This is a genomic window from Flavobacterium sp. (assembly GCF_030146175.1).
In the GTDB taxonomy this organism is placed as follows: Bacteria; Bacteroidota; Bacteroidia; order Flavobacteriales; family Flavobacteriaceae; genus Flavobacterium.
Window position 1 is genome coordinate 1 of record NZ_JASLCE010000076.1, and the last position, 23,326, is coordinate 23,326.

At 39.8% G+C, this 23,326-nt stretch carries 22 protein-coding genes; 10 read left to right on the forward strand and 12 right to left on the reverse strand.

Annotation, left to right across the window (positions count from 1 at the left end; translation table 11 throughout):
* Positions 1 to 78: 78 nt before the first annotated feature.
* From Q1R07_RS09155 to Q1R07_RS09165, 3 genes are all read right to left on the reverse strand, one after another.
* The gene (locus Q1R07_RS09155) at positions 79 to 777 is read right to left on the reverse strand and encodes a DUF1826 domain-containing protein (protein WP_300488939.1); all 699 of its coding nucleotides are present in this window, start codon (positions 775 to 777) and stop codon (positions 79 to 81) included.
* A 265-nt stretch (positions 778 to 1,042) separates the two neighbouring features.
* The gene (locus Q1R07_RS09160; protein WP_300488942.1) at positions 1,043 to 2,419 is read right to left on the reverse strand and encodes a T9SS type A sorting domain-containing protein; all 1,377 of its coding nucleotides are present in this window, start codon (positions 2,417 to 2,419) and stop codon (positions 1,043 to 1,045) included.
* A gap of 57 nt (positions 2,420 to 2,476) precedes the next feature.
* On the reverse strand, positions 2,477 to 4,399 hold the full coding sequence (locus Q1R07_RS09165) for an alkaline phosphatase family protein (RefSeq protein WP_300488945.1): 1,923 nt from the start codon (positions 4,397 to 4,399) through the stop codon (positions 2,477 to 2,479).
* A gap of 132 nt (positions 4,400 to 4,531) precedes the next feature.
* Here Q1R07_RS09165 and Q1R07_RS09170 point away from each other — a divergent pair, with 132 nt between their 5' ends.
* The 8 genes from Q1R07_RS09170 (at position 4,532) to Q1R07_RS09205 (ending at position 14,772) form a co-directional block, all read left to right on the forward strand.
* Positions 4,532 to 6,310 carry an AMP-dependent synthetase/ligase gene (locus tag Q1R07_RS09170; RefSeq protein ID WP_300488948.1) on the forward strand — a complete coding sequence of 593 codons (1,779 nt, stop codon included), beginning with the start codon at positions 4,532 to 4,534 and terminating at the stop codon, positions 6,308 to 6,310.
* Between the two features lie 115 nt (positions 6,311 to 6,425).
* Positions 6,426 to 6,878, forward strand: a complete 453-nt coding sequence (locus Q1R07_RS09175) for a MarR family transcriptional regulator (protein WP_136401901.1) — start codon at positions 6,426 to 6,428, stop codon at positions 6,876 to 6,878.
* Between the two features lie 71 nt (positions 6,879 to 6,949).
* On the forward strand, positions 6,950 to 9,340 hold the full coding sequence (locus Q1R07_RS09180) for a 3-hydroxyacyl-CoA dehydrogenase/enoyl-CoA hydratase family protein (RefSeq protein WP_300488954.1): 2,391 nt from the start codon (positions 6,950 to 6,952) through the stop codon (positions 9,338 to 9,340).
* Positions 9,341 to 9,389: 49 nt separating this feature from the next.
* Entirely contained in the window at positions 9,390 to 10,571 is a 1,182-nt protein-coding gene (locus tag Q1R07_RS09185; RefSeq protein WP_136401903.1) for an acetyl-CoA C-acyltransferase, read from the forward strand.
* 36 nt (positions 10,572 to 10,607) lie between these two features.
* A complete protein-coding gene (locus tag Q1R07_RS09190; protein ID WP_300488960.1) occupies positions 10,608 to 10,964 on the forward strand; it encodes a four helix bundle protein in 357 nt (118 codons plus the stop codon).
* A 38-nt stretch (positions 10,965 to 11,002) separates the two neighbouring features.
* Positions 11,003 to 12,793, forward strand: coding sequence for an acyl-CoA dehydrogenase family protein (locus Q1R07_RS09195; protein ID WP_300488963.1), 1,791 nt, complete (start codon positions 11,003 to 11,005; stop codon positions 12,791 to 12,793).
* 129 nt (positions 12,794 to 12,922) lie between these two features.
* Positions 12,923 to 13,447 carry a superoxide dismutase family protein gene (locus tag Q1R07_RS09200; protein ID WP_300488966.1) on the forward strand — a complete coding sequence of 175 codons (525 nt, stop codon included), beginning with the start codon at positions 12,923 to 12,925 and terminating at the stop codon, positions 13,445 to 13,447.
* A 122-nt stretch (positions 13,448 to 13,569) separates the two neighbouring features.
* The gene (locus Q1R07_RS09205; protein ID WP_300488969.1) at positions 13,570 to 14,772 is read left to right on the forward strand and encodes an LETM1-related biofilm-associated protein; all 1,203 of its coding nucleotides are present in this window, start codon (positions 13,570 to 13,572) and stop codon (positions 14,770 to 14,772) included.
* A 91-nt stretch (positions 14,773 to 14,863) separates the two neighbouring features.
* Here the strand turns inward: Q1R07_RS09205 and can are convergent, their stop codons facing one another.
* From can to Q1R07_RS09230, 5 genes are all read right to left on the reverse strand, one after another.
* Entirely contained in the window at positions 14,864 to 15,499 is a 636-nt protein-coding gene (can, locus tag Q1R07_RS09210; protein ID WP_300488971.1) for a carbonate dehydratase, read from the reverse strand.
* A gap of 32 nt (positions 15,500 to 15,531) precedes the next feature.
* Positions 15,532 to 16,176: a carbonic anhydrase gene (locus tag Q1R07_RS09215; protein ID WP_300489030.1), complete on the reverse strand. Its 645-nt coding sequence runs from the start codon at positions 16,174 to 16,176 to the stop codon at positions 15,532 to 15,534.
* A 127-nt stretch (positions 16,177 to 16,303) separates the two neighbouring features.
* Positions 16,304 to 17,902 (reverse strand): SulP family inorganic anion transporter, encoded by a 1,599-nt coding sequence (locus tag Q1R07_RS09220; protein WP_300488973.1) that lies wholly within the window; start codon positions 17,900 to 17,902, stop codon positions 16,304 to 16,306.
* 80 nt (positions 17,903 to 17,982) lie between these two features.
* The gene (locus tag Q1R07_RS09225; protein WP_300488976.1) at positions 17,983 to 18,270 is read right to left on the reverse strand and encodes a hypothetical protein; all 288 of its coding nucleotides are present in this window, start codon (positions 18,268 to 18,270) and stop codon (positions 17,983 to 17,985) included.
* A 109-nt stretch (positions 18,271 to 18,379) separates the two neighbouring features.
* Complete coding sequence (locus Q1R07_RS09230; RefSeq protein ID WP_300488979.1) at positions 18,380 to 18,859, reverse strand: Dps family protein; 480 nt, start codon at positions 18,857 to 18,859, stop codon at positions 18,380 to 18,382.
* A 105-nt stretch (positions 18,860 to 18,964) separates the two neighbouring features.
* Here Q1R07_RS09230 and Q1R07_RS09235 point away from each other — a divergent pair, with 105 nt between their 5' ends.
* Positions 18,965 to 19,918, forward strand: coding sequence for a LysR substrate-binding domain-containing protein (locus tag Q1R07_RS09235; RefSeq protein ID WP_300488982.1), 954 nt, complete (start codon positions 18,965 to 18,967; stop codon positions 19,916 to 19,918).
* A 14-nt stretch (positions 19,919 to 19,932) separates the two neighbouring features.
* Here the strand turns inward: Q1R07_RS09235 and Q1R07_RS09240 are convergent, their stop codons facing one another.
* The 4 genes from Q1R07_RS09240 to Q1R07_RS09255 all read right to left on the reverse strand — a co-directional run bounded on the left by Q1R07_RS09240 (position 19,933) and on the right by Q1R07_RS09255 (position 21,870).
* The gene (locus tag Q1R07_RS09240; protein ID WP_136401914.1) at positions 19,933 to 20,130 is read right to left on the reverse strand and encodes a hypothetical protein; all 198 of its coding nucleotides are present in this window, start codon (positions 20,128 to 20,130) and stop codon (positions 19,933 to 19,935) included.
* A 126-nt stretch (positions 20,131 to 20,256) separates the two neighbouring features.
* The gene (mnmD, locus tag Q1R07_RS09245) at positions 20,257 to 20,919 is read right to left on the reverse strand and encodes a tRNA (5-methylaminomethyl-2-thiouridine)(34)-methyltransferase MnmD (RefSeq protein WP_300488987.1); all 663 of its coding nucleotides are present in this window, start codon (positions 20,917 to 20,919) and stop codon (positions 20,257 to 20,259) included.
* Between the two features lies 1 nt (position 20,920).
* Positions 20,921 to 21,373 carry a hypothetical protein gene (locus Q1R07_RS09250; protein WP_300488991.1) on the reverse strand — a complete coding sequence of 151 codons (453 nt, stop codon included), beginning with the start codon at positions 21,371 to 21,373 and terminating at the stop codon, positions 20,921 to 20,923.
* Positions 21,373 to 21,870: a DUF4920 domain-containing protein gene (locus Q1R07_RS09255; RefSeq protein WP_300488994.1), complete on the reverse strand. Its 498-nt coding sequence runs from the start codon at positions 21,868 to 21,870 to the stop codon at positions 21,373 to 21,375. The genes Q1R07_RS09250 and Q1R07_RS09255 overlap by 1 nt, the downstream gene beginning before the upstream one ends.
* A gap of 354 nt (positions 21,871 to 22,224) precedes the next feature.
* Here Q1R07_RS09255 and Q1R07_RS09260 point away from each other — a divergent pair, with 354 nt between their 5' ends.
* Entirely contained in the window at positions 22,225 to 23,292 is a 1,068-nt protein-coding gene (locus tag Q1R07_RS09260) for a branched-chain amino acid aminotransferase (protein ID WP_300488997.1), read from the forward strand.
* Positions 23,293 to 23,326 lie beyond the last annotated feature (34 nt).

The window sequence follows — 23,326 nt, forward strand, 5'->3', positions numbered from 1 at the left end:
GCTCACTTCCGTTCTAATTATTTTCAGCCGCACACGTTATTGTTCCAATAAAAAAAAGAGACTCAGCCTTGAATCTCCTTAACAAATCAACAACAACCGGTATTCCCCTTCGTTTTCTATTGGTGCTCTATGAATACAAGGTAGCACTTGTTGTTTTGGATGATCAACGGCCAATCGCCAAAGATGTCCAATCCCTAAATTAACCGGTTCTGCATTCGCATGTAACTGATAATGCAAATCAAAATAATTTTCCTTTAAAAAGTCCTCAAACCCTTCCGGCGGTCCATCATAGAGCTCACCTAGCTTTGTTCGGATTTCCGGAATCAGAATTTTTTGCGTGGCTTGCGTATTCGGAACAATATCACTTGCCGCTCCGTGATACGTACATAGAAAAGTATCTGTTGCAATGGGTGAACGATCTACATGAAACGAATAGACATCCGTCGCTATAAAATCAAACTCCTCATCACGCTCATAACACTTGAGTAAATTAAGAGAAGGCGAAGCGCCAAAATCGGTTAATAATTGTAAATCGTTTAAAATTATTTCCCTGGCTCTACTTCCCTTTTCCGATAGTTGGAGCGCGATTAGATCTTCAGGAGAAACTTCCGTTATATTTTCTTTTAAAGATAAGCGCGCTACAATTTCGTTAAAATCGCCATCCAAATTTCTGTACCAGCATAGCGCATTCGTTTCTCCTTTAAAATCAGTATGTGCAAGCTCATAGAAATCCGCCACTACTCCTATTTGCCGGTTTTCAGAAAATATATTACTCATAACACAACAGTAAGAAGCTAATTACTTCTTGCATTACAAAATTATACAATAGTAATCAGCTATGGAATCCTTATAGCCATAAACTTTTGAAGGGAGCAATCCAAGGCTAAAAAATCATTACAAAACATAGACATTAAACAAAAGAAGCCTGTTTATGAACTGTCGGTTATTATTTAGCATAAAAAAACTCCGGCTTTTACCGGAGTGTTATTTTTAAGATATACTGTCTTTATACAAGCTGTCAGACCAATAATAATCTGTAAAATTATTCTTTAACAAAGGTGCGATTGATCATACCCAAGCTTGTGTTTATTTTAAGAAAATAGATTCCGGTATTTAATTCGGATACATCAAAAGTCTGATGATTACCGGAGCTTTGATCTGTTTTCACCAATTGTCCTAAACTATTATAAACGGCCACCGAAAGAACATCAAGAGCTGTATCGGATTCCAATTTAAAATACCCTTTAACCGGATTCGGATACATCTTAAGATCGTCTTTAGCCAAAACCTCAGGAGTGCTCAACACAGGATTACAGTCTACCGCTATTGGAGCAAAACTGTTATTTAGTGTTCCATTACCAAACATTCCAAATGTATTTGTTCCCATTGCCCATAAATCACCATTGGCCTTTAATCCTAATGTATGTCTGAAACCGTTTGTTATAAACTGCCAATCCGTATCTGTTCCGATAAGCATAGGAAAATGAATTGTATAATTTACGCCACCTCCTAATTCTCCAAATCGGTTTCTTCCCCAAGCCCACAATGTTCCATCGGATTTGATTGCAAAAGAATCTTCATTTCCGGCAAACACAGATACCCAATCCGTCGCATCTGTTACTCTTACAGGAGAAGAAAATTGTGCCTGAAAAGGATAAGCTCCTACCTGACCATAAAAATTACTTCCCCATCCCCATAGTACACCTGTATTTTTTAAGGCCATAATATGGAATTCACCCGCTGCTATTGAATTCCAATCCGAATCCAATCCAATCCGGATAGGCGTGAGACTAACATTCGGAGTACTTCCGGAATTAAACTGACCATAATTCGGCTTACCCCATCCATATAGTTTACCGTCATTTTTCAAACCAAAAGTCACGTCAGTATTTACCGCGATGGATTTCCAATCTGTATCCTGTCCAATTTGCACCGGAACCATACTGGGAGAAGTTGTTCCATTACCCAACTCCCCATACGAATTTATACCCCATCCCCATAATGTCCCATCTGTTTTTATCCCAAAAGTTACATAATAAGAACCGGTGATTGTTTTCCAATTAGTATCAGTACCAACCTGCATCGGAGTCAAAACGGTATTTGTCGTTCCGGTACCTAATGTTCCATTCACATTATACCCCCATGCCCATAGTGTTCCATTGGTTTTAACAGCTAAACTTCCTAATCCTGCTGCGGAAACGGTTTCCCAATCGGCATCGACACCAAGTTGAACCGGTATCCTTTTATCTATCAACGTACCATCGCCCAATTGACCGGAAGCATTATTTCCCCAGGTCCATAAGGTCCCATCGGATTTAATACCGATACTATGATGGTATCCATTGGCAATTGTTTTCCAGCATTGTGCGTTTATTACAATAGTAACAAGAAGTAATAATAGAGTAAATTTTTTTTTCATAATTAAACATAAATTAAATTACATCACACTACACCTTCCGGAAATCTCCTTATAAAATTATTCAGCATATAATTTCTTATCGATAATACGAGCGTAATAATCCTGTACAAAGGCCTTACAAGCCACTTCAAGATCATCCATTTCCTTATTTCGGTTGCCGATCAGATTTTTCTCCAAACCTTTATCGGCAATCGCATAAAACCCGGTCGCTTTCTTACCGTCGAACAAACAGATATAATTACCGCGTTGGAACTGATACTGCGTTCCATTATAATTGATCACAAACGGTTTAATCGCTTTTTCACCTATCAAACTTCTTCCCCAGCTACGGAACGGCTTATCATATCCGATCATATCCAATAAAGTCGGATAAATATCGATTTGCTGCGCCAACTCCTTATTCTCTCCCTTCAGACTACCATCCGGTTTGTAGATCAGAATAGGCACCGCCGAACGGTTGATCACCTTAGCATATTCATCATAGGCCACCTGATTACAATGATCGGCTGTGATTACAAAAATCGTATTCTGGAACCACGGTTCTTTTCTGGCCGCTTCAAAGAATTTTTTAAACGCATAATCCGTATAACCTACAACCTGATGCATCGGCACCGTACCCATTGGAAACTTCCCTTTAAATTTCTCAGGAACCACAAACGGCTCGTGTGACGATACGGTAAAAATAGTTCCCATAAACGGTTGCTTTTTCGCATCAAACGTCTTTTTCATATATTGAAAAAACGGCTCATCCCATATTCCCCAGGAACCGTCGAAATCGGCATCGTTATTATATTCCGTTTTACCATAATAGTGATCAAAACCTAATATATTTCCAAATCCAAGGAATCCCATCGAACCGTTTGGCGCTCCGTGGAAAAACGAGGTATCGTAACCTTCTTCTTTTAAAGTCGAAACCAGCGACTGGATTTTTTGTTTCGGATAAGGCGATGAGGTAAAGGCATCCTGAAAAGAAGGAATCCCGGCCAAAACCGAAGACATTCCGTGAATCGATTTACTTCCGTTTGCAAAAGCATTCGAAAAAATAAGACTGTGTTGCGCCAATGAATCGATAAACGGCGTATAACTCACAAATCCCGGAATTTTAGTATCCTTATTAAAGGCACCGATATACTCTCTTCCATAACTTTCGGTTATAAAGATGACAATATTCGGTTTGGTTTTCGGATTATTACGATAGTGTTTAATCGGTTCCAATTCGCGTTGCACTACTTCCGGCGACACTAAATCCACCTTTTTAAAACTGGTGGTTCCCATAGTACGAATAACCGCAAAAGGCGTATTCAGTACAATATCGGCGTGTTCCGGTTTCGTTACATAGCGATTGGCATCCACAATATTAATCGGACGCGTACTCTTTTTAAAGTCACCACGGATTCCACCCACAGCCAGAACCGCAATGGTAACCAATCCTAAAATCGACGACACGAAGTATTTCACTTTATTTTCGTGTTGTACCTCTTTTACTTTTACCTTTTTATACAAATAAACCCAAAGGATCGCACACAGGAAGAACAACGCATATACATGCCAGTAGCTCACAATAAAGCGCGAAAACATATTTCCTTTATTCGATTCGTTTTTCACGATATCCATAATGGCAATAGTCGTACGGGCATAAGTAAAACGATAATAGATAAAGTCGACAAAATTGGTCGCAAATCCAATCAGGTTACAAATAAAATACAGATAGAACAAAAACTTCTGATATCCTTTTTTAGTTGTAATCCATAACGGAAGAATCGAACAAACCACAAACAAGGCGTTGAGATACAAAATTGCCGCTGTGTCGAAAACCATTCCGTGATACGCCAAAGCCAGAAAATCGGAAACCGAATCCACCTTTAGCATTTTATAATTATAAGCAAAGAATAGCACACGGGCGATAAAGTAGAACACATACGCTAAAAACAGTCGGTAGAATAAAGCCTTATATTCCTGGATACGATAATTGGAATTCATATAAAAGTTACAAAATCAAAATTATAAAGGAATCAAAATTACAAAATTACCGATACCGCTTCCACAATTATGAATTTTAAATTTTTTGATTTGAGTTTTTTTTATAATTTGCAGTAACTAAATGCGCAAAACATGACTGACGTTACACGTTTATTTGATTTTCCATACTATCAACTGGAAAAATACAACCTGCCGGATGCCTTGGTAACCAAATATAATGGAGAATGGATTAAGACTTCTACCAAAGAATATCTGGATAAGGCCAATGCACTTTCCAGAGCACTATTGCGAATGGGAATCCAGAAAAACGATAAAATTGCAATTATCTCGTCCAATAACAGAACGGAATGGAACATTACCGATATTGGAGTTTTACAAACCGGTGCTCAAACTGTTCCGGTCTATCCAACCATTTCCGAAGAAGATTACCAATATATATTAGGTCATTCCGAAGCGCAATACTGCTTTATTTCCGATATCGAGGTTTTTAATAAGATAAATGCGATTCGTCACAATGTACCTTCCTTAAAAGAAATCTACTCCTATAATGTAATAGACGGTTGTAAAAACTGGTCCGAAGTTTTGGAATTAGGAAAAGACGAAAGCAACCAACAGGAAGTTGAAGACCGAAAAAATAGTATTGTCACCACCGATTTAGCAACTTTAATCTACACTTCCGGAACAACGGGAAGACCAAAAGGCGTTATGCTAAGTCACCAAAATATCGTTTCGAACGTATTGGCCAGCTCGGTACGCGTACCCTTACGAGCCGGAAGCACACGCGGATTAAGCTTCTTACCCGTTTGTCATATTTTCGAAAGAATGATTTTATACCTATACCAATATTACGGAATCTCCATCTATTTTGCCGAAAGCATCGATAAGATGAGCGATAACCTAAAAGAGGTAAAACCACATGTAATGACAGCTGTTCCGCGTTTACTGGAAAAAGTTTACGATAAAATCTACGCCAAAGGAGCCGATTTAAGCGGTATCAAGAAAAAACTGTTTTTCTGGGCGATCGATTTAGGACTGCATTATAAGCCGTATGGTGAAAATGGTTGGTGGTATGAAAAGAAACTATCCATTGCCCGCAAACTGATCTTTAGCAAATGGCAGGAAGGTTTAGGCGGACAACTGGAACTAATGGTTTCCGGTAGTGCTGCTTTACAACCGCGACTAACCCGTGTTTTTGCCGCAGCCGGAATTCCGATTATGGAAGGCTACGGATTAACCGAAACATCTCCGGTAATTGCCGTAAATGATCAACGTAACCGCGGATTCAAAATTGGCACCGTTGGAAAAGTACTGGACAACCTGGAAGTAAAGATCGCCGAAGATGGCGAAATCTTATGCAAAGGCCCAAGCATTATGATGGGCTATTATAAAGATGACGAAAAAACCGCAGAAGCGCTACAGGATGGCTATTTCCACACTGGCGACATCGGAGAGATCGACAGCGAAGGTTTCCTTAAAATAACCGACCGTAAAAAAGAGATGTTCAAAACATCCGGCGGAAAATACATCGCGCCGCAGATTATCGAAAACACCATGAAGCAATCCCGTTTTATCGAGCAGATCATGGTAATTGGTGATGGCGAAAAAATGCCGGCGGCGTTTATTCAGCCAAGTTTCGACTTCCTTAAAGAATGGGCAAGCCGAAAACACCTTGCTATAGGAACCACCAATGAAGAGATTGTAGCCAACGAACAGGTTATCGAACGAATCAAAGAAGAAGTCGATCATATCAATAAAAAATTCGGTCATTGGGAACAAATCAAAAAATTTGAACTCACCGCAAATGTCTGGTCTATCGATGGTGGCGAACTCACACCAACGTTAAAACTCAAAAGAAAGATCATCAAAGAGAAATACCAGAATCTCTATGATAAAATCTACCAGAACTCTTAAAAAAATAAAGATACTCCTCATACCCGAGGAGTTTTTTTTTATTTAACTTAAAATTAATTCAACAGTATTATGCATGCATAGTATTTTTTTGTATATTTGAAATCACTGAAGAAAAATGAAAGATAAAACAATTGATTATGTTTTACGCGCAACCTGGCAGGCTGTTGCACGAATGTACAACGAAGAGGCGACCAAATACGGCGCCACGATGGCTACAGGATTTGCATTATTGAGCATCGATCGGGAAAACGGAACGCCATCGACCGCTTTAGGTCCCAAAATGGGAATGGAAGCGACGAGTTTAACGCGAACCTTAAAATCGATGGAAGATAAAGGACTAATAATCCGTAAAAAAAATCCGGTCGACGGTCGCGGTGTTCTAATCTACCTGACCAAACTCGGAAAAGAAAAACGCGAACTTTCCAAAGCCACCGTTTTAAAATTCAATGAGACCGTAAAACAAAACATCAGCGAAGAAAAGCTCAACCACTTCATGGAAGTTGCCGAGATCATCAACGAATTGATTTTGGATAAAACCATTTTTAATTCGGAAGAGGATTCTAAATAATTATAGTACTAATTGATTCCGGGTGATAAAATCGTTCGGAATCATCCAAACAAAGAAAACAGTAATTACAAATGAAACGACTAATCAAAAAAGTTGCGGTTATTGGTTCGGGAATTATGGGATCGGGTATTGCCTGCCATTTTGCCAATATCGGTGTGGAAGTATTACTTCTGGATATTGTTCCGAGAGAATTAACCGATGCTGAACAAAAAAAAGGATTGACATTAGAAAGTAAAGTGGTTCGAAACCGGGTGGTTAACGAACACCTTGCGAACGCTTTAAAATCGAAACCGGCTCCTATTTATGATCAAAAGTTCGCCAGCCGAATTACTACCGGTAATACGGAAGACGATTTAGCCAAAATTAAAGACGTCGACTGGATCATAGAGGTTGTAGTAGAACGTTTGGATATCAAACAAAAAGTATTCGAACAAATCGAGCAATTCCGTAAACCGGGAACGCTTATCACTTCCAATACATCCGGAATTCCAATCAAATTTATGAGCGAGGGACGCAGTGAGGATTTCCAAAAACACTTCTGCGGAACCCACTTCTTTAACCCGGCCCGTTACTTAAAATTATTCGAAATCATACCGGGACCAAAAACAGCCCCGGAAGTACTGGATTTCTTAAACAATTACGGTGAAAAATTCCTGGGTAAAACCTCGGTAGTCGCCAAAGACACTCCTGCATTTATCGGTAACCGTATCGGAATCTTCGGAATCATGAGCCTTTTCCACCTGGTAAAAGACATGGGACTAACAATCGAAGAAGTAGACAAACTAACCGGACCGGTGATTGGTCGTCCTAAATCGGCGACTTTCCGTACGGTAGACGTGGTAGGTTTGGACACTCTGGTTCACGTAGCCAATGGTTTATACGAAAACTGTCCGCAGGACGAAGCACATGACCTGTTCAAACTTCCGGATTTTATCAATACCATGATGACCAACAACTGGTTGGGAAGCAAAACCGGGCAAGGTTTCTACAAAAAAGTAGACAAAGACATTTTATCCTTAGATTTAGATACACTGGAATACCGCGCGGCTAAAAAAGCCTCGTTTGCAACATTGGAATTAACCAAAACGATCGATAAACCGATCGACCGCTTTAAAGTCCTTGTAAAAGGAAAAGACAAAGCCGGTGAATTCTACCGTAAAAACTTTACGGCAATGTTTGCCTATGTTTCCAATAGAATCCCTGAAATTTCGGACGATCTTTATAAAATTGACGATGCGATGAAAGCCGGATTCGGATGGGAAAACGGTCCGTTTGAAATCTGGGACGCTATCGGTGTAGCCAAAGGTATCGAACTGATGCAAACTGAAGGATTGGCTCCGGCAGCCTGGGTAACCGAAATGCTGGCTTCCGGAAACGATAGTTTCTACACCGTTAAAGATGGTATCACGCATTACTACAATATCGCATCCAAATCTCAGGTAAAAGTACCGGGACAAGATGCTTTTATCATCCTGAACAACATCCGCGAAAGCAAAAAAATATGGAGTAACAGCGAATCTGTGATTCAAGATTTGGGCGACGGAATTATCAACATCGAATTCCAGTCCAAAATGAACTCCATTGGCGGTGGTGTGATTCAGGGAATCAACAAAGCCATCGACCTGGCTGAAAAAAACTATAATGGTCTTGTAATTGGTAACCAAGCGGCCAACTTCTCTGTTGGTGCTAACCTTGCCATGATCTTTATGATGGCCGTAGAACAGGAATACGACGAATTAAATATGGCGATCAAAGCCTTCCAGGATACCATGATGCGCGTACGCTATTCCGGAATTCCGGTTATTGCAGCACCACACGGAATGACTTTAGGCGGTGGATGTGAAATGAGTATGCATGCCGACAAAGTGGTAGCCGCTGCCGAAACCTATATCGGACTGGTAGAGTTTGGTGTTGGGGTTATTCCAGGCGGAGGCGGATCAAAAGAAATGGCTTTACGCGCCGCCGACACTTTCCACAAAAATGACGTTGAATTAAACGTTTTACAGGAGTATTTCCTAACCATCGGTATGGCCAAAGTAGCCACGTCGGCCTATGAAGCCTACGATTTAGGTATCCTTCAAAAAGGAAAAGACGTCGTGGTGGTTAACAAAGACCGTCAGATTGCCGAGGCTAAAAAACACGCCCTGTTAATGGCCGAAGCCGGTTATACGCAACCGGTAAAACGCAAAGACATTAAAGTACTTGGAAAACAGGCTTTGGGAATGTTTTTAGTGGGAACCGACAGTATGGAAGCCGGAAAATATATCTCCGAACACGATAAGAAAATTGCCAACAAACTGGCTTATGTAATGGCCGGAGGTGATTTATCCGAACCAACATTGGTAAACGAACAATATCTATTGGATTTAGAGCGCGAGGCTTTCCTATCGCTTTGTACCGAAAGAAAAACACTGGAGCGTATTCAGTTTATGTTAACCAAAGGAAAACCGCTTCGTAATTAATCCATATGGATTTGAGTAGCACTTAACATCCATTATTCAAAACAAAACTATGAAAACAGCCTATATAGTAAAAGCATACCGGACAGCCGTTGGTAAAGCACCAAAAGGAGTGTTCCGTTTTAAAAGACCCGACGAACTGGCCGCCGAAACCATCGAATATATGATGAATGAGTTGCCAAACTTCGACAAAACCCGTATCGACGACGTAATGGTAGGAAATGCCATGCCGGAAGCCGAGCAGGGATTAAACGTAGGGCGACTGATTTCCCTTATGGGATTAAAAATTGAAGATGTACCGGGCGTAACCGTAAACCGTTACTGTGCGTCGGGAATCGAAACTATTGGTATGGCCACTGCCAAAATCCAGGCTGGTATGGCCGACTGTATTATTGCCGGTGGTGCCGAAAGTATGAGTTATATTCCAATGGGTGGTTACAAACCAACCCCGGATTATAAAGCCGCTGCAGCCGGACACGAAGATTATTACTGGGGAATGGGATTGACTGCCGAAGCCGTGGCCAAACAGTTTAATGTTTCCCGTGAGGATCAGGATGAGTTTTCGTACCAGTCGCATCAAAAAGCTTTAAAAGCGCAGGCGGAAGGAAAGTTTGACAAACAAATCGTTCCGATCACCGTTGAGCATGTTTATATTGACGAAAAAGGCAAAAAAGCAAGTAAATCTTATGTTGTAAATAAAGATGAAGGACCAAGAGCCGATACGTCTAAAGAAGCCTTAGGAAAACTGCGACCGGTTTTTGCCGCCGACGGAAGTGTAACAGCCGGTAACTCGTCACAAATGAGTGATGGTGCTGCTTTTGTACTGGTAATGTCGGAAGAAATGGTAAAAGAATTAAATCTGGAACCAATTGCACGACTGGTAAACTATGCTGCTGCCGGAGTAGAACCCCGAATCATGGGAATCGGACCGGTAAAAGCTATTCCAAAAGCCTTAAAACAAGCCGGATTAAAACAATCCGATATTGAATTGATCGAATTAAACGAAGCTTTTGCGGCACAAAGTTTGGCAGTAATCCGCGAATTGGATTTGAATCCGGAGATCATCAACGTTAACGGAGGAGCCATTGCCTTAGGTCACCCACTAGGATGTACCGGAGCGAAGTTATCCGTTCAATTATTCGACGAAATGAAACGACGCGGCAATAAATACGGAATGGTCACGATGTGTGTCGGTACCGGACAAGGCGCAGCGGGGATTTATGAATTATTGTAACAAATTTTGAATGATGAATTTTAAATTTTAAATGCCATGAAGACCGATAATTTAATCGCAGATAAAACCTTTGAATTTGCCATTTCCATTATCAGTCTTTATACACAATTACAAAATGAAAAAGAATTCATCATTTCAAAACAACTAATGCGATGTGGAACCAGTATTGGTGCCAATGTAGAAGAAGCTATTGCAGCACAGTCGAAACGAGATTTTATTCATAAAATGTCCATTGCTTCCAAAGAAGCCCGCGAAACCAAATACTGGTTGCGGTTATTGGATAAGTCAGTAGTCACTAAAATTTCAGTCGACAACTACCTTACCGAGATTGGACATATTATCAATATCATCACCAAAATTGTAAAAACGTCGCAAGAACATATTTCTAAATAATTTAAAATTTAAAATTCAACATTTAAAATAACCACACAATGAGCGATATCACCAGAGGAGGTCAATTCCTTGTAAAAGAAACAAAATGTGAAGACATCTTCACGCCTGAGGATTTCTCAGAAGAGCAGTTAATGATGCGTGACTCGGTTAAAGAGTTTGTCGATAAAGAATTATGGCCAAACAAAGACCGTTTTGAAAAGAAAGACTATGCTTTTACCGAAGAATGCATGCGTAAAGCCGGTGAACTGGGTCTTTTAGGAGTTGCCGTTCCGGAAGCTTATGGCGGATTGGAAATGGGATTCGTATCGACCATGTTGGTATGTGATTATATCTCCGGTGCCACCGGATCGTTCTCTACTGCATTTGGAGCGCATACCGGAATCGGAACCATGCCTATTACCCTTTACGGAACAGAAGAACAAAAGAAAAAATACGTCCCAAAACTAGCCACAGGCGAATGGTTCGGGGCCTACTGTTTAACAGAACCGGGAGCCGGATCGGATGCTAATTCCGGAAAAACCAAAGCCGTTTTATCGGAAGATGGAAAAAGCTATAAAATCACCGGACAGAAAATGTGGATTTCCAATGCCGGTTTCTGTAGCGTTTTTATCGTATTCGCCCGAATTGAAGATGATAAAAACATCACCGGATTTATTGTAGAAAACGTACCGAATAACGGAATCACTCTTGGAGAAGAAGAACACAAACTGGGAATCCGCTCCTCTTCTACCCGTCAGGTATTCTTTAACGATACCGTAGTACCGGTAGAAAATATGCTGGCCGGACGTGGTGAAGGATTTAAAATCGCCATGAACGCATTAAACGTGGGGCGTATCAAACTGGCTGCCGCTTGTTTGGACGCACAACGTAGAACCATTTCCGGAGCGGTAAAATATGCCAACGAAAGAATTCAGTTTAATACACCAATTGCCAATTTTGGAGCGATCCGTTCCAAATTAGCCGAAATGGCTGCTTCGTGTTATGCCGGAGAAAGTGCTTCGTATCGCGCTGCTAAAAGCATTGAAGATCGAATCAACGCTCGTATAGCCGAAGGCGCTTCCCATCAGGAAGCCGAATTAAAAGGTGTGGAAGAATTCGCAATCGAATGTTCGATCCTGAAAGTAGCCGTATCGGAAGATATCCAAAACTGTTCCGACGAAGGAATCCAGATTTTTGGAGGTATGGGATTCTCGGAAGATACCCCAATGGAAAGTGCTTGGCGTGATGCTCGTATTGCCCGTATTTATGAAGGGACAAACGAGATCAACCGTATGTTATCCGTAGGAATGCTAATCAAAAAAGCCATGAAAGGTCATGTGGATCTGTTAGGACCTGCTATGAAAGTAGCTGAAGAACTGATGGGTATTCCTTCTTTTGATACTCCGGATTATTCCGAATTATTCGCAGAAGAAAAAGAACTAATCGGGAAACTGAAAAAAGCCTTCCTGATGGTAGCCGGAAGTGCCGTACAAAAATACGGACCGGATCTGGATAAACACCAACAGTTGTTAATGGCGGCTGCCGATATGCTGATTGAAATTTATGTTGCGGAAAGTGCCATCTTACGTACTGAAAAAACAGCCAAAGCCAACGGTGCCGAAAATGTAAAAGAGCAAATTGCGATGGCGCAGTTATACCTGTACCATGCGACAGATATCGTTACCCTAAAAGGAAAAGAAGGAATCGCTTCTTTTGCCGAAGGTGACGAACAACGTATGATGCTAATGGGACTACGTCGCTTTACAAAATATACGAATGTGCCAAATGTAGTGGCACTACGAGAAATTATTGCCGACAAATTGATAAAAGAAAATCATTACTGTTATTAATAGGCAATAACTATTTTTGGTTTAGTTTGTTTAAAAAAGACCGCTTAACAGCAATGTTTGGCGGTTTTTTTATACGATTTAGGATCCTCACGGTTTAAAAAATCCCTAACTTTGATAAAAACATAAGTCATGAAAAAAATAGTATTGGTCGCTATGGGATTGGGTGTACTCCTAACCGGGTGTAAAACCAAAACCGAATCGAAAATAAACGAACTTAAAATTGCTTTAGAGCCGAAAAGCAACACCAAAACCGAAGGAACGGTAACCTTTTCCGAAAAAGACGGCAAAGTAACTTTTACTGCTGCTATTTCCGGACTAACACCGGGCGTACACGCCATCCATATCCATGAAAAAGCAGATTGTTCTTCTGCCGATGCCACTTCTGCCGGCGGACACTGGAATCCGACGTTTAAAAAACACGGAAAATGGGGTCAGGGAGAATACCACAAAGGCGACATCGGTAATTTTACTGCCGATGCAAAAGGAAATGGAAAAATCACGCTCACGACAGACGAATGGTGTATCGGATGTGGAGATGCGACCAAAGACGTCCTTGGAAAAGCAATCATCGTTCACCAGGGAGCGGATGATTTTGTAACACAGCCAACCGGTAATGCCGGCGGACGTGTAGCCTGTACGGCAATTATCCGTTAAAAAAATAATCCGGGAGCATTTCGGAAATTTGAGAACGCTTCCGGATACTATTTTTAAAAACTTATTGACATCTTTGTTATCCGACAAATAAAAAAAGTAGCTTTGTGGAATAATTTTCGACAATGATTAACCCTTCAATTAACGGTTGGATAGATAAGTTTTTTATTAAGCAAAGTCCTTTGCCGTTGCCTGTTGTGGTATACCCCAAAGAATTCTATAACAGCGTTCGTAAAACCGGATTTATTTACGGACATGTGGTCAATTTTGTGACCGACAAACCCATTGAAACCAAAGGCTGGACTTCGGAAGAACTTACCAAAGTTGCACTATTAAACAGTCTTTATGGTGTTTATGGTCTGATTACCCATGATTCCGATCCCAAGACATTTATCCAAAAAGCCATTGTTTTTTACAACCAGATGAATCCGGAAGGCTTTAACCTGCTCAAAAAGATGCTACCGAGTTCTTTGCCGAGCAACGAACTGGAGAAAATGATCAGCGAGCGGGTACGTACCAACGATAACATCATCAGTAAAAACTTTTCGCATATCCTGACCAATGCCTTACTGTTTATGGACGTACTGGCCTTTCGTCAATACCTGTTGCATGGGGAAATCCCGAATAATTATCTAAAAAAACTGGAAGAAACCATTGTAAACCTTGTGGCTTTGGCGTTAAATACCAAAACCAACAAATCGAATTACGATGATTTACTAATCAAACTATTTGAATCTTCTGTACGTTTTACCAAGTTTAACACCTTGAGTATTCAGGACATTCAAATGCTTGAACTGGACTATTTCAGTTCGCCTCTGGAAAAAAACTATTTATTGGATATTACCGGTATGGCGCTGTGGAGTGATGCCGTTCTCGAAGAATCGGAAACCCGGTTTATGTACAACCTCGCGGAACAATTACAAATCGATCGGGAATATGCCGTGGAAAGTATTTGTGCCATCGATGAATTTATCATGAAATACCAAAAGGAGATTCCGTATTTCCGTTATTCCAATCCGGTAAAGCATTTTTATGATCAGGCGACACAAAACGTAATTGTCCTGATTACACGTAATAAAAACCGTCTTTTAAAAGAGATCAGCGAAAGCGGAGAATTGATGGTATTATTGGCCAAATCGACGCACAAAGACCTCGATCCGAAGGAAAAGAAAAAAATGAAAAAGCAATTGCTGGATATTTGCAAAACGATTCCGTCGTTAACGATTTTCCTTTTGCCGGGTGGCAGTTTGCTTCTTCCTATCCTAATCAAATTTATTCCGAAATTATTGCCTTCGGCTTTTAACGAAAATCTGGATATTGAATCATAAAACCTACTAGGTGTAAGTAGTAAAACCTGACAGGTCTTGGAGAGCTGTCAGGTTTAGCAAATAAAAAAAGGCTGTCTTCCGACAGCCTTTTTTACAAATCCAATTGGTATATTTCATCTAAGTCTTTATCGGAACTTAAATTGACTTTTAAATCGGTAATATAACCGGACCGTAACCCGTAAACCCAACCGTGCAAATGCAACTCCTGTTCCTCTTTCCAGGCCGCCTGCACGATGGAGGTCTTGGCCAGGTCATATACCTGTTCGGTTACATTTAATTCGACAAAACGGTTAAATTTATCATTTTCGTCCGGAATCGCATCGAGTTCTTTTTTATGGAGACGGTATACATCTTTAATATGCCGGATCCAATTGTCGATAATCCCGATCGAACTGTTGGTCATCGCGGCTTTAATTCCGCCACAACCATAATGTCCGCATACAATAATATGTTTGACTTTTAACGCGTTCACGGCATAGTCGAGTACGCTCAACATATTCATATCGGAATGTACGACCATATTGGCGATATTCCGGTGTACAAAAACTTCTCCCGGTTGCGCGCCAATAATCTCATTTGCCGGAACACGGCTGTCGGAACAACCGATCCACAATAATGGTGGCTTCTGACTTTGGGATAACCGAATAAAATAATCCGGATCGTTACTTAATTTCGATTCGACCCATTTTTCATTATTTTCGATTAACTTTTTATAAAACTCACTCATTATGATCAGTATTTCCGGAAGCGGATTCTTTTTTAGTCGTGTAAAATTTCTTTCATAAACTGAACTTCACCGGTTTCGATATCATAGTAAGCACCGGCGATTCCAATTTGTCCTGATTCGAAAAGTTCGCGCAATACGTCGCTTCTATCCAAAATCTCATCCATAGTATGGATTACGTTATGTTGTGCAACAGCACTTACCAAAGTCGGATCGGTTGGATCCACTCCCGGCATTTCGGCTTTAACTTCGTTAACCGAAACCTGTACTTTGCTTAAAAGGTTTGTCAAATGTCCTAATTCGGCACCTTGACACGCTCCTTTAATCGCACCACATTTGCTATGTCCTAAAACAACGATTAGTTTGGTACCGGCCAGTTTACAAGCAAACTCCATACTTCCCAAAATATCGTCATTTAAAATATTTCCGGCGATTCTCGCACTGAAAATATCCCCTAATCCCTGATCAAAAATCAATTCGGCTGAAGTACGGCTATCGATACAACTTAAAACGATGGCAAAAGGAAACTGACCGTCTTTGGTGTCGTTTACCTGCTCCAATAAATTTCGGTTTACTTTTAAATTGTTTACAAATCGTTCGTTACCTTCTTTTAAAAACTGAAGTGCTTTTGCTGGTGTTACTGTAGCTTGTGTTTCTGCTGTATGTGCTTTCATTTTTATACTTTTTGGAAGCGTTTTTGATTAGAGCCAACTTAAAAGTAAGCTTTTAATGGTTTAAAATTACTCATTAATCCAGAAATGACTCTAATTTTTCGCTTATTTATTATTAGTTACTTTTTTAATTTACTTATTTTGAATGTTCTACAAATACGTTCTTCTTATCCGAATGGGTATTTTCCAATTCGTATTCGTCTTTAAAACCGACTAAATGTACTTCGATATTGTCTTCTACAGCGCGGATCGCTTTAAACTCTTTGATTAAATCTTGAACATCATGCGCAATATAAACCGTATCGGATGCATTAATAATCACTTTCGAATTCTCCGGGATTTCGTTTAATGTATTTTTGATCGCGGCTTTGTTCAGGAACGAAACTTCCTGCGCCAGGTCGATATGGATGATATCGCCATCGTGGTATTCCTCCTTACGGAAATTGTAGGCTCTTTTATGATTTCCACGCAATACGGCAAATACACTGATCACAATTCCCAACAACACTCCTTTTAAAAGATCGGTAAAAACAACCCCTAATAAAGTCGCGATAAACGGAACGAACTGGTATTTTCCTTTATGCCAGAAATGCATGATTACCGCTGGTTTGGCCAATTTATAACCTACCAATAATAAAACCGCTGCTAAAGTCGCCAAAGGAATTTTGTTTAATAAAAATGGAATACTTACCACACTAATCAATAATAAAAGACCGTGGATAATCGCCGACATTTTAGATTGCGCCCCTGCATTGGCATTGGCAGACGAACGTACTACTACCGAGGTCATCGGTAAACCACCTAATAACGAACTTACCATGTTTCCTACTCCCTGTGCTTTTAATTCCACATTGGTGTTGGTGAATCGTTTGTGCACATCCATACGGTCGGCCGCTTCGATACACAACAAGGTTTCAATAGACGCTACGATAGCAATTGTAAAGGCCACCATCCATACTTTCGGATTCGTGATAGACGCAAAATCCGGTAGTACGATAATTTCTTTTACATCGTCAAAAGAAGTCATTACCGGTAAGGCTACCAAATGTTCTTTTGCAATGGCTAATGAACTTCCCGTTTGTAGAAATATTTCGTTGATCAATATTCCCAAGATAACAGCAACCAAAGCACCCGGAACCAATTTGATTCTTTTTAGGAAACCGATTTTATCCCAAGAGATTAGAATTGCTAGTGAAATTAAGGTAATGATCACAGAACCCAGATTAATATAATCCAAGGCACCTAAAAGTGACGAAAACGTATTACCGCCTTCTAGTTGCTGAAAAGCCTGATCACCTTCAAAATCAGCATCATACCCTATAGCATGCGGAATTTGTTTTAATATGATGATCACTCCGATACCTGCCAACATTCCTTCAATAACATTGGTTGGGAAATAGTTGGAAATACTTCCGGCTTTAATAAACCCTAAGATGATCTGGATTAATCCGGCCAAGAAAACGGCCAGTAAAAATACGTCGAACGCGTTCAGGTCGGTAATGGCTGTCAGTACAATAGCTGTTAACCCGGCAGCCGGACCCGAAACACTAATATGCGATTGGCTTAAATAACCTACAATGATACCACCGACAACTCCGGCGATAATTCCTGAAAATAATGGTGCACCCGATGCCATGGCTATACCAAGACACAACGGTAACGCAACCAAAAATACTACTAAACCCGAAGCAAAGTCAGCCTTCAGGTTAGCAAAAAGATTGATTTTTTTTGTCATAACCGATAAAGTATAATACAATTAGATTGTAAGCGTGTAGAAGACGCTTAAATGGCGAACGCAATGTTCCTGTAATTGAATTATACCTGTTCGGGAGGAGGAGAGAAGATTTCTCTGAAACGATTGTCGTGTTTCAGGGTGTTTTCGAAGGTAATAACCGCAGCGTTTTGTTTTGGAGCAAAGAAAACCGGATCCTGGAATTCGAATTTCAACTGTGCTTTGGTTTCTTTGATTTCTTTTACCGTTTCTTCTTCAGAAAGGCTGTAAACCATAGACGTATCGGTATCGCTCTTCAGGAATCCAACAATAGTAGGAGTTGCCAGAAAAGTGATAAACAGAAGTAATACTATTTTTACCAATACTTTCATGCCGCGAACTTACAAAAAAAATGATGTAAAAAAAGTTAAGTGAAAAACAATTAATATTTCTTTAATACTTTTTCACTTAACTTTTGAATTTTTATGAATTTTCAGTCTTTTAAATTTCTTCTTCCAACCAGGCTTTCATCATCCACATGGTTTTTTCCTGCTCTTTAATAAAGTCACTCATCATGGAGTTGGTTCCTTCATCATCAATTTCGGCCGATTGACTCAGGATTACTCTTTCAATTTTTAACAAGTCGGTTAAGGAAGCGATGATCAGATGAACGGCTTCTTCGTCGTTGGAAATATTGTGACCAACTGGCAGTTTGTTGTTTTTAATATAATCGTCGAAAGTATGCAACGGCGTTGCTCCTAAAGTCAGCACACGTTCGGCAATCAAATCTACTTTTAACTGCGCATCGTTGTATAATTCTTCAAACTTCACATGCAAATCAAAAAAGCGCTTTCCTCTGATGTTCCAATGCAAACCTCTCAGATTTTGGTAATACACCTGAAAATTGGCTAATAAAATGTTTAATTCGGCTACTAAAACTTTTGTTTCTTTAACGGGTAATCCAAGGCTGTTCGTTTTCATGTTACTTGTGTTTAAAGATTATACTACAAATTTAACCAAAAATAAGCCGGTGAACTATAATTATTATTGATACTTTTTATATTTTTATCGAAAATTTCTATAAAAATGACCATCACACAATTATATTACGTATTAGCCGTAGCCGAACACAAGAATTTTACGCTAGCCGCCGAAAAATGTTTTGTAACCCAACCGACATTGAGTATGCAGATCCAGAAATTGGAAGACGAGTTGGAAGTTCTGATATTTGATCGCAGTAAAAAGCCGATACAATTAACCGAAATAGGTCAGAAAATTGTTTCTCAGGCCAAAAATATTGTCAATGAATCCGATCGGATTAAAGATATCGTCGATCAGCAAAAAGGATTTATTGGCGGCGAATTTAAAGTGGGGATTATCCCGACGGTTATGCCTACCCTGTTACCGATGTTCCTGACCAATTTTGTCAATCGCTATCCGAAAGTAAATCTGATCATCGAAGAACACAATACGGAGGAGATTATCAAACGCTTAAAAAACGGTCATCTGGACGTTGCCATAGCCGCAACACCTCTGGAAGAAGACAATTTAAAAGAAATCGTATTATATTATGAACCGTTTGTAGCCTATATTCCGGAAAACCACCGAAACTTTGACAAGACCGAAATCGACATCAACGATCTGGATCTGGATTCCATTTTGTTATTACAGGACGGTCATTGTTTCCGCGACGGCATTCTGAACTTATGTAAAAACAAAGGAAATTTTACCGATACCAAATTCCATATTGAAAGTGGTAGTTTTGAAACACTGATCAAACTGGCCGACGAAGGATTGGGGACTACCCTGCTTCCGTATTTACATACGCTCGATTTAAAAGAAAAAGACAAATTAAAATTACGTCATTTTAAAGAGCCGCGTCCGGCGCGTGAAGTCAGTCTTATTTTTCCGAAAAGCGAGCTAAAAAGCCATATTATAGAAGCGCTACGCAGTACGATTGCCGGTGTGATTAAAGGTGCTATTGCCTTTCACAACGTCGAGATTATAAGTCCGCTTAAAAACAAAAAAGGAGTCTACTAACAGACTCCTTTTTTTCATTGATTAACGTATATAAGACATTGTTTTAACTCGGGCTTGCCTACGGTATAATGTAATAACCAATCTCGTAATTGGTCGACTTCGTAAGGTAATAAGTTTTTTAGGGCTTTTTCTAACTCTTTACAAAATAACTTTGGGTCAAAGCTTACTCTTTCTAAAATAGATTTGGTGTAAGTAAACATAGCTCTTGGCATAATCTACAAGCATTAATGGGTTAATTCAAGGGTAAGAACGTAACTACTCTCGTAAATCTACAAAACGAAAGCCTATTTATTAGGCAAACGTACAAATTGTTATTTTAGTATAACAAATTCAAAAATTTAACATTTTGTAGCTCTCAACATTTCCCGTTTCCCCGGTGGACCTGGTAATTTTTCAGTTTTAAATCCTGCTTCCTGAAGCGCTCTTTTGATAGGACCTCTGCAGGCGTAGGTTACCAGCGTTCCTTTTTCCTGTAGCGCATCAAACATGATTTTAAAAATCTCCGTTGTCCAGAGTTCCGGTTGAACATGAAATCCGAATGCATCAAAGTAAATCAAATTAAATCGATTTTTGTAATCTATTTCGTTAAAGTATTGTTGCCTTTTTGTTAAAGTGAAATACGGCGACAGTACTGTTGGCGCCTCCCAGAGAGAATTATGCATCGTTTCAAATACCGATGCATATGCGGTGGCATCCAAAGTCGAAACGTAATTCATATGCTCCCGTTCTTCCTTGCTTATCGGAAATGCTTCCACACCTACATAATCGATATGCTGTTGTTTCTTTTCCGCTTCCAGATAGGTTATAAACGCATTTAATCCGGTTCCGAAGCCGATCTCTAAAACAGCAACGGACTGCTCTTCAAAAAGAGACAGTCCGTTTGCTATAAATACATGTTTTGCTTCCTGTATCGCTCCAAATTTTGAATGATACGTTTCGTCCCAACCTTCAATATAGATCGTGGTTGATCCGTCTGCTGTTTGTATTACTTTTCGATTCAAATTATTTAATATACAGTTTTTTAATTCTCGGAATTGGGCCACCGCACTTTGACTCATGACAACGCACACAGGCATCCACTCCGTTATTAAAATGTGTTTTGGCATTATCCGGATCGGCATAGATCTGTTTTTGTGCCTCAATAAATTTTTTTGCCTGTTCTTTAAAAAAAGCATCATTTTCACTTTCGTCGGTCATCACCGCCTGGTGAATTTTCAGAAAGTGCTCCGGGAAATTCCCTACGGCTTCCCCATTTTTAATCCGGTCTTTTAAACGCTGGTTATCCACATACATCTGCTCCATCAAAGCGGCCATTTCGGACATTTCATACATTTTGAAATCTTTCTTTTCCGATTGCGCAGCCGGTTCCGGCTTTGCATCCGCTTCTTTCCGGTTACAGGAGATTACCAATAGCATGGCTCCGGAAATCCATGCCAAAAACAACATTCTTTTCATTACTTACTAATTAAAACGCCATCGGCCATAAAAGCATACGTAACTTTTGGTTGTTTGATACTGTCGATTTCTGCCTGCGATTTACCACCGTCTTTGGCATAATGTTTCAGTTGTTCCACACTTTCGATATTTACAAAAGCTTTACCATTTACAATAGCTTCCTGGTTAGTCGCATTCATCGGGACAAAAAAGGCGTAATCTTTAAACTTTACAAAAGTCTCTTTACCATCGGTCAGATCCAGTGTCATCCAACAACCTTTTTTCTGACAAACATCTTTGATATTGGATTTGAATTTCAGGTTTACCGTATCTCCTTCTTTCAGATCTTTGAATTTTGCCAACATGGCTTCTTTTGTAATCACACCATCGGCTGTAATACTATCGCCAAAAACAGCATATTCGGTTTTGTTTTCGGCTACTTTGGCATCCTCTTGTTTTTTAGAATTACAACTGGCCAGTGCAATCACTACAGCTGCTAAAAAAATACTTTTTTTCATATATCGTTTGGATTGGTTATTTTGATTATCAATGCCTTACTATATCCAGGTTATCCATGATAATCTGTCCTATTTTAAGACCTTCCAAAGAAACAAATTTATATTGAATATGCATAATTCTAATTTATTTTTTCGCTATTTCCGATTATTTCGAAGGAATTCTATTCAAAAAATAACAATTCAAAAAAAATTTAATAGTTCCTTATTTAATTACATTATTTTTAATCTTACTTTATTAAAAGTGCTTTTTTTAATTAAATTTGCAGCGACACAACAATTTTTTTATCAATTTAAAAATTATGTTTTATTGTTGACCATCAACAATTTAGCCGATTTTTAAAATTAATCGATTAAATGGAATTAAAAACATCAACTGACATTAGAATTATCAAAGCCGACAGCAGCAAAATCAACAGTGTTGATTTTGAGAACCTGACTTTCGGAAATATTTTTACCGACCATATGCTGATTTGTGATTACAATAACGGGAAATGGGAACAGCCGGTTATCATGCCGTATGAACCTTTTACGTTAGATCCATCGGCAAAAGTTTTCCATTACGGACAGGCGATTTTCGAAGGAATGAAAGCCTACAAAGACGAACAGGACGATGTTTGGTTGTTCCGTCCGGATCAGAACTTTGACCGTTTTAACAAATCGGCCGTACGTCTTGCCATGCCGGAAGTTCCGGAAGACGTTTTCCTTGGCGGTTTACACAAGTTACTTGAAATCGAAAAAGAATGGGTTAAAAAAGGATTTGGAAATGCATTATACATCCGTCCTTTTATGATTGCAACCGGATCGGGTGTTGTCGCAGCTCCTTCTACACAATATCGTTTTACCATTATCCTATCGCCGGCAAAATCGTATTATTCCGGTGAAGTAAAAGTAGTAATCGCCGAGCATTTTAGTCGTGCGGCAAACGGAGGAATCGGAGCAGCAAAAGCAGCCGGTAACTATTCCGGACAATTCTATCCGACCAAATTGGCCAACGAACAAGGTTTCCAACAGATTATCTGGACCGATGACGCGACGCATACCAAACTGGAAGAAGCCGGAACGATGAACGTATTTTTCAGAATCAACGATACCTTATATACGGCACCAACCAGCGAGCGTATTCTGGACGGTGTAACCCGTAAGAGTATTATCGAATTGGCAACCAAAGAAGGTATCGACGTACAGGTTCGTCCGGTATTGGTTGACGAGATCGTAGAAGCGGCTAAAAACGGAACTTTACAGGAAATTTTCGGAGCCGGAACTGCTGCAGTAGTGAACCCAATCGTAGGATTCTCGTATAAAGAAACCTATTACGAACTTCCGAAACCGGAAAACTCGTTTGCTACTTTTATCAAGCAACAGTTAACCGGAATTCAGCACAAACAAATTGAAGATACTTTTGAATGGACGGTAAAAATCTAATTCCAAAATAACCGATATAAAAAATCCCGAAGAA

What these genes read in the sequence shown, in the direction of transcription:
- Q1R07_RS09240 (WP_136401914.1), bottom strand. Translation starts at nt 20,130, where the DNA reads ATGCCAAGAGCTATGTTTACTTACACCAAATCTATTTTAGAAAGAGTA.
- Q1R07_RS09230 (WP_300488979.1), bottom strand. Translation starts at nt 18,859, where the DNA reads ATGAAAACGAACAGCCTTGGATTACCCGTTAAAGAAACAAAAGTTTTA.
- Q1R07_RS09185 (WP_136401903.1), top strand. Translation starts at nt 9,390, where the DNA reads ATGAAAACAGCCTATATAGTAAAAGCATACCGGACAGCCGTTGGTAAA.
- Q1R07_RS09195 (WP_300488963.1), top strand. Translation starts at nt 11,003, where the DNA reads ATGAGCGATATCACCAGAGGAGGTCAATTCCTTGTAAAAGAAACAAAA.
- Q1R07_RS09220 (WP_300488973.1), bottom strand. Translation starts at nt 17,902, where the DNA reads ATGACAAAAAAAATCAATCTTTTTGCTAACCTGAAGGCTGACTTTGCT.
- can (WP_300488971.1), bottom strand. Translation starts at nt 15,499, where the DNA reads ATGAGTGAGTTTTATAAAAAGTTAATCGAAAATAATGAAAAATGGGTC.
- Q1R07_RS09235 (WP_300488982.1), top strand. Translation starts at nt 18,965, where the DNA reads ATGACCATCACACAATTATATTACGTATTAGCCGTAGCCGAACACAAG.
- Q1R07_RS09160 (WP_300488942.1), bottom strand. Translation starts at nt 2,419, where the DNA reads ATGAAAAAAAAATTTACTCTATTATTACTTCTTGTTACTATTGTAATA.
- Q1R07_RS09250 (WP_300488991.1), bottom strand. Translation starts at nt 21,373, where the DNA reads ATGAAAAGAATGTTGTTTTTGGCATGGATTTCCGGAGCCATGCTATTG.
- Q1R07_RS09200 (WP_300488966.1), top strand. Translation starts at nt 12,923, where the DNA reads ATGAAAAAAATAGTATTGGTCGCTATGGGATTGGGTGTACTCCTAACC.
- Q1R07_RS09205 (WP_300488969.1), top strand. Translation starts at nt 13,570, where the DNA reads ATGATTAACCCTTCAATTAACGGTTGGATAGATAAGTTTTTTATTAAG.
- Q1R07_RS09260 (WP_300488997.1), top strand. Translation starts at nt 22,225, where the DNA reads ATGGAATTAAAAACATCAACTGACATTAGAATTATCAAAGCCGACAGC.
- Q1R07_RS09175 (WP_136401901.1), top strand. Translation starts at nt 6,426, where the DNA reads ATGAAAGATAAAACAATTGATTATGTTTTACGCGCAACCTGGCAGGCT.
- Q1R07_RS09190 (WP_300488960.1), top strand. Translation starts at nt 10,608, where the DNA reads ATGAAGACCGATAATTTAATCGCAGATAAAACCTTTGAATTTGCCATT.
- Q1R07_RS09170 (WP_300488948.1), top strand. Translation starts at nt 4,532, where the DNA reads ATGACTGACGTTACACGTTTATTTGATTTTCCATACTATCAACTGGAA.
- Q1R07_RS09255 (WP_300488994.1), bottom strand. Translation starts at nt 21,870, where the DNA reads ATGAAAAAAAGTATTTTTTTAGCAGCTGTAGTGATTGCACTGGCCAGT.
- Q1R07_RS09225 (WP_300488976.1), bottom strand. Translation starts at nt 18,270, where the DNA reads ATGAAAGTATTGGTAAAAATAGTATTACTTCTGTTTATCACTTTTCTG.
- Q1R07_RS09165 (WP_300488945.1), bottom strand. Translation starts at nt 4,399, where the DNA reads ATGAATTCCAATTATCGTATCCAGGAATATAAGGCTTTATTCTACCGA.
- Q1R07_RS09180 (WP_300488954.1), top strand. Translation starts at nt 6,950, where the DNA reads ATGAAACGACTAATCAAAAAAGTTGCGGTTATTGGTTCGGGAATTATG.
- Q1R07_RS09155 (WP_300488939.1), bottom strand. Translation starts at nt 777, where the DNA reads ATGAGTAATATATTTTCTGAAAACCGGCAAATAGGAGTAGTGGCGGAT.